The 7,263-nt window shown below is 70.1% G+C and carries 6 protein-coding genes; 1 reads left to right on the top strand and 5 read right to left on the bottom strand.

Annotated elements, in window-relative coordinates; translation table 11 throughout:
• Positions 1-338: 338 nt before the first annotated feature.
• From ACFQUV_RS14585 to dnaK, 5 genes are all read right to left on the bottom strand, one after another.
• Positions 339-641, bottom strand: a complete 303-nt coding sequence (locus tag ACFQUV_RS14585; protein WP_129607862.1) for a DUF1330 domain-containing protein — start codon at positions 639-641, stop codon at positions 339-341.
• A 23-nt stretch (positions 642-664) separates the two neighbouring features.
• A complete protein-coding gene (pyrF, locus tag ACFQUV_RS14580) occupies positions 665-1,372 on the bottom strand; it encodes an orotidine-5'-phosphate decarboxylase (protein ID WP_129607861.1) in 708 nt (235 codons plus the stop codon).
• Between the two features lie 153 nt (positions 1,373-1,525).
• Positions 1,526-2,128, bottom strand: coding sequence for a class I SAM-dependent methyltransferase (locus ACFQUV_RS14575; protein ID WP_111386432.1), 603 nt, complete (start codon positions 2,126-2,128; stop codon positions 1,526-1,528).
• A gap of 98 nt (positions 2,129-2,226) precedes the next feature.
• Entirely contained in the window at positions 2,227-3,348 is a 1,122-nt protein-coding gene (gene dnaJ, locus ACFQUV_RS14570; RefSeq protein WP_155480207.1) for a molecular chaperone DnaJ, read from the bottom strand.
• Between the two features lie 302 nt (positions 3,349-3,650).
• Positions 3,651-5,582 (bottom strand): molecular chaperone DnaK, encoded by a 1,932-nt coding sequence (dnaK, locus tag ACFQUV_RS14565; protein WP_129607860.1) that lies wholly within the window; start codon positions 5,580-5,582, stop codon positions 3,651-3,653.
• A 390-nt stretch (positions 5,583-5,972) separates the two neighbouring features.
• Between dnaK and ACFQUV_RS14560 the strand changes: the two genes are divergently transcribed.
• Entirely contained in the window at positions 5,973-7,217 is a 1,245-nt protein-coding gene (locus ACFQUV_RS14560; RefSeq protein ID WP_129609015.1) for a glycosyltransferase family 87 protein, read from the top strand.
• Positions 7,218-7,263 lie beyond the last annotated feature (46 nt).

The raw sequence follows: 7,263 nt of genomic DNA, 5'->3' as shown, positions 1-7,263 counted from the left end.
GACGGCTATCCATCCTCCCGCCCGCCCGGCCCCATCACGTTCCGCCACGGCCTCGAACAGTTCAAAATCCACGCCGCCGCAGCCGCAACCGGAAATCTGTACATGCCCTAGCGCCAGCGGGGAGAGGGTCGGGGTGAGGGGGCGTTTCATGGTCCAGCCGCCCCCTCACCCGGCTCGCCGCTGCGCGTCTCGCCGACCTCTCCCCGCAGGCGGGGAGAGGTGAAGAGGGCGCCGAGGCTAGAGCGGTATCCGATCCAACTGGATCGGCTCCCGCTCTAGAAGTTCTTATTCGATCGCATTTTCGACGCGAACCGGGTCCCACTTCGCCGGAAAATGCTTTAGGGCTGCGGGCCGTCGTAGCCTTCGACGATGACGAGATCGCACACCGCCTTGCCGAGCCGCAGCGCGCGGGCCTCCTGGTACTCGGGCGCGTCCCAGCAGGCGAGCGCCGTCGCGTAGTCGGGGAACTCGATGACGATGTTGCGCGAGCGGCTGTCGCCCTCCGGGGTCTCGTAGCGGCCGGCGCGCACCAGGAAGCGGGCGCCGTACTTGGCGAACGCCGTGGCTTTGGCCGCGACGTAGAGCCGGTAGGCGTCGGGGTCGGTCACCTCGACCCGGCCGATCCAGTAACCTTTCGGCATGGCGTGTCGCCTCCCCCCGCGGCTCAGGCGGTCTCGTCGGCGGCGGCCGCGATCTCGGCCACGATGCCGTCGGCGGCGGCGCGCGGGTCCTTGGCGGCGACGATCGGCCGGCCGACCACGAGATAATCGGCGCCGGCCCGGATGGCGTCGCGCGGCGTCTTCACCCGCTTCTGGTCGCCCACCTCCGCGCCGCTCGGACGGATGCCGGGCGTCACCAGCACCATGCCGGGGCCGATTTTCGGGCGCAGCATGGCGGCCTCCTCGGCCGAGCAGACGAGGCCGTCGATGCCGATGTCGTGTGCCTGGGCGGCGCGCTCGGCGACCAGCTCCGACACCGTGAAGTCGTAGCCGGCGGCGGCCAGGTCGGCGTCGTCGTAGGAGGTCAGCACGGTGACGGCGAGAATGCGAAGGTTGGAGTCGCCGCGGCCCGCCACCGCCGCCTTCATGGTCTGCGGATAGGCATGCACGGTGAGGAAGGTGGCGCCCATGCGGGCGACGCTCTCGACGCCCTTCTCGACGGTGTTGCCGATGTCGTGCAGCTTGAGGTCGACGAACACCCGGCGCCCCTTGAAGATCAGCTTCTCGGCGAGCGCGAGCCCGCCCGCGAAGGCGAGCTGGTAGCCGATCTTGTAGAAGGTCACGCTGTCGCCGAGCCGGTCGATCACCGCCTCGGCGGCGTCGATGCTCGGCAGGTCGAGGGCGACGATCAGGCGATCGCGCGGTTGTTCCACGGCAGTCCTCTCCGCGAGTGAGTCGTGAGCCAATGTGTCGGGACGCGAGTCGCGTCGAATGGATCGCGGCTATTGTGGCCAACGATCGACCGGACGGAAGCGGGAATTTACGAAGCCGCGAGGACGCGGGGCGAGGCTTGCCGCGACGCCGCATCAGCCGCGGCGATAGACCCAGACGCGGGCGGGCGGCAGGTTGAGCCAGATGCGTTCCGACGCCTCGACCCGGACACGGGCGAGCGAGCGCGGGATCGGCGGCACCACCGAGTAGGTGAACTGCACGAAGGGAGCGCCCGGCTCCAGCAGCCCGAACGCCTCGTTGAGCAGGCGGACGCGGGTGCGCAGCGGCTTGGTGACCAGCGGCAGCCCGGAGACGACGGCCGAGACCTCGCCGCGCAGGACCTCGCCGAACAGCCGGCGCAGCCGGTAGGCGTCGCCCTGAATGACGGTCGCGGCCGGATAGCGGGCGCGCAGCAGGCGGCAGAAGTTGGAGTTGAACTCGACCAGCACCAGGCGGGACTCGTCCACCCCGTGCTCGACCAGCGCCTCGGTGATGGCGCCGGTGCCGGGGCCGAGCTCGACCACCTTGCCGTCGGCCTTGGGGTCGACGAAGCTCGCCATGGCGCGCGCCAGCGGCTTGCTGGACGGCATCACCGCCCCGATCGCGAGCGGCTTCTCGATCCACGACCGGATGAACCTTACATCGTCGTCGATGCGAAGGCCCTTCCTGGCGGTGCCCACAGCAGACTGAAACGGCATGGCGACGACAACTTGGCTGTGACGCGGCAACGGCTGGTCACGGAAACGTCACGGGTAATGCTCTCGGAGCCCCGGGTCAACCCCGATCGGGTCACCCATCAGGACGAGGCGCGGTTGCCGAAGAACTCCTTGACCCTGCCGAAGAACCCGGCGGACTCCGGATGGGTCGCGGTGGACGACAGTTTCTCGAACTCCGTCAACAGCTCGCGCTGCCGCTTGGTGAGGCTCTGCGGGGTCTCGACCACAACCTGGACGTACATGTCGCCCATCTGCTTGGAGCGCAGCACCGGCATCCCCTTGCCGGTCAGCCGGAAGCGGCGGCCCGACTGGGTGCCGTCCGGGACCTTCACGCGGGTCTTGCCGCCGTCGATGGTCGGCACCTCGAAATCGCCGCCGAGCGCCGCCGTCACCATCGAGATCGGCACCCGGCAGTGCAGGTCGGCGCCGTCGCGCTGGAAGAAGGCGTGCGGCGCGATCGACAGGAAGATGTAGAGGTCGCCGGCCGGGCCGCCGCGGATGCCGGCTTCGCCCTCGCTGGCGAGGCGGATGCGGGTGCCGTCCTCGACCCCCGGCGGGATGTTGACCGACAGCGTCCGCTCGCGGGTGACGCGCCCGGCGCCGGCGCAGGCCGGGCAGGGGTCGTCGATCACCTGGCCGCGGCCGTGGCACGCCGGGCAGGTCCGCTCCAGCGTGAAGAAGCCCTGCGCATGCCGGATCTTGCCCTGGCCGCCGCAGGTCGCGCACGCCTTCGGCTTGGTGCCCGCCTTGGCGCCGGTGCCCGAGCACACCTCGCAGGTGACCGAGGTGGGGATGCGCACCGGCGCGACCTTGCCGTGATACGCCTCCTCCAGGGTGATCTCCATGTTGTAGCGGAGATCGGCGCCGCGTTCGCGGCCGGAGCCGCGGGCGCGCCCGCGCATGCCGAAGAAGTCGTCGAAGATGTCCGCGAAGGTCGAGGCGAAGTCGGCGCCGAAGCCGGGGCCGCCGGCGCCCTGCTCGAACGCCGCGTGGCCGAAGCGGTCGTAGGCGGCGCGCTTGTCGCCGTCCTTCAGCACCTCGTAGGCCTCGTTGACCTCCTTGAAGCGGTGCTCGGCCTCGGCGTCGCCCGGATTGCGGTCCGGGTGGAACTTCATGGCGAGCTTGCGGTAGGCGGTCTTGAGGTCGGACTCGCTGGCGCCGCGCTGGACTCCGAGCACCTCGTAATAATCGCGCTTGGCCATGTCGATCTGTGAGTTCCGAGGTCAACGATCCGGCAGCGACCGGGTGGTTCGTGCGGCGCCGATCGACGGCTCGCAATCTGCGATCATCGGTCGACAGGCCGAGGGGGGATCATCGAGGGATTTCTTATTCGCCTCTGCGGGTGGCCGCAACGCCTCGGACGGGCCGCGTGCGGCCCGGGGCGTCCACCCCGGACCCGCCGGGACGAGATGGGCGCCCGCGCGGCGCACCGCCGAAGACCACACGCGAATGGCCGGGAATGCCCCGGCCATCACGTCGTGCGGGCCCGTGGCCGAAGCCACGGTCAGGCGCTCTTCTTGTTCTTCTTGTCGTCGTCGACCTCGGTGAACTCCGCGTCGACCACGTCTTCCTTCTTGGCGCCCGCGGCACCCGCCGCGCCGGTGGCGCCAGGGCCGGCGTCGCCGCCGCCGTCCTGCTGCTTGTACATCGCCTCGCCGAGCTTCATGGACGCCTGGGCGAGCGTGTTGGTCTTGGTGCGGATCACCTCGGCGTCGTCGCCCTTGAGGGCCTCGCGCAGATCGCTCAGGGCGTCCTCGATGGCGCGACGCTCGTTGTCGCCCACCTTGGAGCCGTGCTCGGCCAGCGCCTTCTCGGTGGAGTGCAGCAGCGCCTCGCCGTGGTTCTTGGCTTCCACCGCGGCCTTGCGCTTCTTGTCGTCCTCCGAGTGCGCCTCGGCGTCCTTCACCATCCGCTCGATGTCGGACTGCGACAGGCCGCCCGACGCCTGGATGCGGATCTGCTGCTCCTTGGCGGTCGCCTTGTCCTTCGCCGACACGTTGACGATGCCGTTGGCGTCGATGTCGAACGACACCTCGATCTGCGGCACGCCGCGCGGCGCCGGCGGGATGCCCATCAGGTCGAACTGGCCGAGCAGCTTGTTGTCGGCCGCCATCTCGCGCTCGCCCTGGAAGACCCGGATGGTGACGGCGTTCTGGTTGTCCTCGGCGGTCGAGAACACCTGGCTCTTCTTGGTCGGGATCGTGGTGTTGCGGTCGATGATGCGGGTGAACACGCCGCCCAGCGTCTCGATGCCGAGCGACAGCGGCGTCACGTCGAGCAGCAGCACGTCCTTGACGTCGCCCTGGAGCACGCCCGCCTGGATCGAGGCGCCGATCGCCACCACCTCGTCGGGATTGACGCCCTTGTGGGGCTCCCGGCCGAAGAACTGGCGCACCACCTCCTGCACCTTCGGCATGCGCGTCATGCCGCCGACCAGCACCACCTCGTTGATCTCGCCCGCCGACAGGCCGGCGTCCTTGAGGGCGAGCCGGCACGGCTCGATGGTCCTCTGGACGAGGTCGTCGACCAGCGCCTCGAACTTGGCGCGGGTGAGCTTCATGGTGAGGTGCTTCGGGCCGGAGGCGTCGGCCGTGATGTAGGGCAGGTTGATCTCGGTCTGGCTGGTCGAGGACAGCTCGATCTTGGCCGCCTCGGCCGCCTCCTTGAGACGCTGGAGCGCCAGCTTGTCGCGGCGCAGGTCGATGCCCTGCTCCTTCTGGAACTCGTCGGCCAGGTAGTTGACCAGCCGCATGTCGAAGTCTTCGCCGCCGAGGAACGTGTCGCCGTTGGTCGACTTCACCTCGAAGACACCGTCGCCGATCTCCAGGATCGAGATGTCGAAGGTGCCGCCGCCGAGGTCGTAGACCGCGATGGTGCCGGTCTTCTGCTTGTCGAGGCCATAGGCGAGCGCGGCCGCGGTCGGCTCGTTGATGATGCGCAGCACCTCGAGGCCGGCGATGCGGCCGGCGTCCTTGGTGGCCTGGCGCTGGGCGTCGTTGAAGTAGGCCGGGACGGTGATGACCGCCTGGGTCACCTTCTGGCCGAGATAGGACTCGGCGGTCTCCTTCATCTTCTGGAGCGTGAAGGCCGAGATCTGCGAGGGCGAGTAGGTCTTGCCGTCCGCCTCGACCCAGGCGTCGCCGTTGGAGGCGCGCACGATCTTGTAGGGGACGAGCTTCTTGTCCTTCTCCACCATCGGGTCGTCGTAGCGACGGCCGATGAGGCGCTTGACGGCGAAGAAGGTGCGCTCCGGGTTGGTCACCGCCTGGCGCTTGGCCGGCTGGCCGACCAGCCGTTCGCCGTCGTCCGTGAACGCGACGATCGACGGGGTGGTGTTCTTGCCTTCCGAGTTCTCGATGACCTTCGGGGTCTTGCCTTCCATCACGGCAACGCAAGAGTTGGTCGTGCCGAGGTCGATGCCGATGACCTTGCCCATTGTCCTTGTCCTTTCTTCGCAGCAGGCCGGCCGAGCCTGAACAGCACCCGGAAGCGTCCGCAGGCGTCGCGCCTGCAAGAGATGCCTTGGGTCCGGCCCCTTGGAAATACGGCAGCCGCCCTGAAGGGCGGGTTCGAAAGGTCATATAGGAGGGCCGTCATGGCCCGCAAGGCGGACCTTCCGCAAATCCCGCCCGGTCGGGCATGAGCCGGTCGAGGCGGCAGGGCCGCGCGGGGCGGACCCTGCCAGCAGCGGCCATCGGGAGCCGGGGGCGGTTGCGGGTTAACGGCGCCGCAAGGGGAGCCTGCGAGCATGGCGGCCGATCGGCCCGGGGGGAGAGGCCGGCCATCGGGGCGGCGGGCTCGAACGGGGCAGGGCGGGATGGCGGACATGGGAGCCTGCGAGGGCGTTGCGGCGGTGCCGTCGGCAGTATCGCGGCGCACCGTCCATCTGGCCGTGCTGGTCGCGCTGTTCGGCCTGGTGCTCGCTGCCACGGCGCTCCGCTTCGCCCTGGAGCCGCCGGGGCCGGCGGCGCGCAGTCCGGTCGACTTCGACGCCTTTCGGCTCGCCGGCGATCTGGTCCGGCAGGGGCGGATCACCCTCGCCTATCGCTTCTCCGAGTTCCAGGGGCTGCTGCGAGCCGAGTTCGGCGGCACGCCGTTCCTGCCCTGGACCTACCCGCCGCCCTTCGACCTCGTGGTCGCTCCCCTGGCGCTGCTGCCGGCCTGGCTCGGCTATGCGGTGTTCATGGGCGGTACCCTCTGGGGCTTTCTGGCCGCGCTGCGCCGGCTGGCGCCCGATGGTGCCGTGCCGGCACTGATCCTGTTCACGCCGGTCGTGCTGGTGACGCTGCGCTGCGGCCAGAACGGGCTGCTCACCGGGGCCCTGATCGCGTGGGCCTGTTGCGGGCTGCTCGCCGGGCGGGCCTGGGCCGGGGTGCCGCTCGGCCTGATGGTGATCAAGCCGCATCTCGCGATGGCGTTCGCGGCCTATGTGGTGCTGTCCGGCCGCTGGTCCGTCGCCGCCACGGCGGCCGCCACCGCGCTTTCGGTGTCCCTCGCCGCCACCGTGGTGCTGGGCCCGGACGTGTGGATCGCCCTCGCCGGCAGCATCCGCGAGGCCAAGACGTTCCTGGCGGATGGGTACTATCCGTTGTTCCGGATGGTCTCGCCCTATGCGGCGCTTCACACCCTCGGCGCTGGTCCGACCGTCGCCATGGCCGGGCAGGTCGCGGTGGCGCTCCTGGCGCTGGCGGTGGTGGCCTGGGCCAGCCGTCGGCTGCCGGTGCGCCACGCCCTCGGGGTCACCGCGGTGGCCTCGCTGCTGATCAGTCCCTACGCCTACGACTACGATCTGACGATCGTGGCGGTCGGGCTCGCCCTGCTGCTGCCCGACCTGATCCGGTGCGCCCGTTCGGGCGAGCGCGGCGCCGTCTACGCCCTGTGCGTCGTCGCCGGCGGCTTCGGCCTCGCCCAGTCGGCCGTCCTGTCGGCTCGCTTCGGGCCGGTCCCGGAGCTGGTGCCGGGCGACATGCCGCTGTCCCTGTCGGGATTCTGCCTGGTGGCGCTGCTGGGGCTTCTCGTCGGCATCCTGGCGCGCGCCCGCCGGGCCGAGCCCGCGTTGACGGTTCGTTAAGGCTGCGGGCGATCCCTGCTGCGTCGCGGTCGCCGCGACTCCGCCC

This window comes from Rhodoplanes sp. P11 (assembly GCF_964266735.1).
In the GTDB taxonomy this organism is placed as follows: Bacteria; Pseudomonadota; Alphaproteobacteria; order Rhizobiales; family Xanthobacteraceae; genus Rhodoplanes; species Rhodoplanes serenus.
The sequence above is the reverse complement of the archived record's forward strand: the minus strand, read 5'-3'. Positions and strand labels throughout refer to the sequence as shown.